The sequence below is a fragment of the Enterobacter sp. EC_50 genome (genome assembly GCF_019584525.1).
GTDB classification, from domain to species: Bacteria; Pseudomonadota; Gammaproteobacteria; order Enterobacterales; family Enterobacteriaceae; genus Enterobacter; species Enterobacter roggenkampii.
This window is the reverse complement of the sequence record NZ_VDAF01000104.1, coordinates 1-258: the sequence shown is the minus strand read 5'-3', so window position 1 is coordinate 258 and position 258 is coordinate 1. Positions and strand designations below refer to the sequence as shown.

Below are 258 nucleotides of genomic sequence, written 5' to 3'. Positions count from 1 at the left end.
GGAAGGTGCGAACAAGTCCCTGATATGAGATCATGTTTGTCATCTGGAGCCATGGAACAGAGTTCATCATGAGTCATCAACTTACCTTCGCCGACAGTGAATTCAGCAGTAAGCGCCGTCAGACCAGAAAAGAGATTTTCCTCTCCCGCATGGAGCAGATTCTGCCATGGCAAAACATGGTGGAAGTCATCGAGCCGTTTTACCCCAAGGCTGGTAATGGCCGGCGACCTTATCCGCTGGAAACCATGCTACGCATTC

The 258-nt window shown here is 50.4% G+C and carries 1 pseudogene; it reads left to right on the top strand.

Features of this window, described 5'->3' with window-relative positions:
• Positions 1-68: 68 nt before the first annotated feature.
• Positions 69-258, top strand: a pseudogene (locus FHC48_RS23205) (IS5/IS1182 family transposase); the annotation flags it as partial.